Origin of the sequence: Massilia sp. MP_M2 (genome assembly GCF_039123635.1) — a bacterium.
Classification (GTDB): Bacteria; Pseudomonadota; Gammaproteobacteria; order Burkholderiales; family Burkholderiaceae_D; genus Telluria.
Genome location: NZ_JBCHJF010000025.1, coordinates 1 through 1,382 on the forward strand (window position 1 = coordinate 1; position 1,382 = coordinate 1,382).

General features: G+C 50.7%; 1 rRNA gene. It reads left to right on the top strand.

Annotation, left to right across the window (positions count from 1 at the left end):
* Positions 1-1,368 (top strand): 23S ribosomal RNA (locus tag RCH14_RS23985); the annotation flags it as partial.
* Positions 1,369-1,382 lie beyond the last annotated feature (14 nt).

The window sequence follows — 1,382 nt, forward strand, 5'->3', positions numbered from 1 at the left end:
GAGACGAGGAACTTAGGTTCTGAAGCAATCGGAAGTGGTTCCAAGAAAAGCCTCTAAGCTTCAGTCATACGAGACCGTACCGCAAACCGACACAGGTGGGCGAGATGAGTATTCTAAGGCGCTTGAGAGAACTCGGGAGAAGGAACTCGGCAAATTGGTACCGTAACTTCGGGATAAGGTACGCCCTAGTAGTTTGACCACTTTACTGTGGAAGGATGAACGGGTTGCAATAAAATGGTGGCTGCGACTGTTTAATAAAAACACAGCACTCTGCAAACACGAAAGTGGACGTATAGGGTGTGACGCCTGCCCGGTGCTGGAAGATTAAATGATGGGGTGCAAGCTCTTGATTGAAGTCCCAGTAAACGGCGGCCGTAACTATAACGGTCCTAAGGTAGCGAAATTCCTTGTCGGGTAAGTTCCGACCTGCACGAATGGCGTAACGATGGCCACACTGTCTCCTCCCGAGACTCAGCGAAGTTGAAATGTTTGTGATGATGCAATCTACCCGCGGCTAGACGGAAAGACCCCATGAACCTTTACTGTAGCTTTGCATTGGACTTTGAATCAATCTGTGTAGGATAGGTGGGAGGCTTTGAAGCAGTCACGCTAGTGATTGTGGAGCCAACCTTGAAATACCACCCTGGTTCATTTGAGGTTCTAACCTTGGTCCGTTATCCGGATCGGGGACAGTGCATGGTAGGCAGTTTGACTGGGGCGGTCTCCTCCTAAAGTGTAACGGAGGAGTTCGAAGGTACGCTAATTACGGTCGGACATCGTGATGATAGTGCAATGGCATAAGCGTGCTTAACTGCGAGACCGACAAGTCGAGCAGGTACGAAAGTAGGACATAGTGATCCGGTGGTTCTGTATGGAAGGGCCATCGCTCAACGGATAAAAGGTACTCTGGGGATAACAGGCTGATTCCTCCCAAGAGTTCATATCGACGGGGGAGTTTGGCACCTCGATGTCGGCTCATCACATCCTGGGGCTGTAGCCGGTCCCAAGGGTATGGCTGTTCGCCATTTAAAGTGGTACGTGAGCTGGGTTTAAAACGTCGTGAGACAGTTTGGTCCCTATCTGCCGTGGGCGTTGGAAATTTGAAGGGGGCTGCTCCTAGTACGAGAGGACCGGAGTGGACGAACCTCTGGTGTACCGGTTGTCACGCCAGTGGCATTGCCGGGTAGCTAAGTTCGGAAGAGATAACCGCTGAAAGCATCTAAGCGGGAAACTTGCCTTGAGATGAGATTTCCCAGAGCCTTGAGCTCTTTAAAGGGTCGTTCGAGACCAGGACGTTGATAGGCTGGGTGTGGAAGTGCAGTAATGCATTAAGCTAACCAGTACTAATTGCCCGTACGGCTTGTCCCTATAACCTTGGTAGT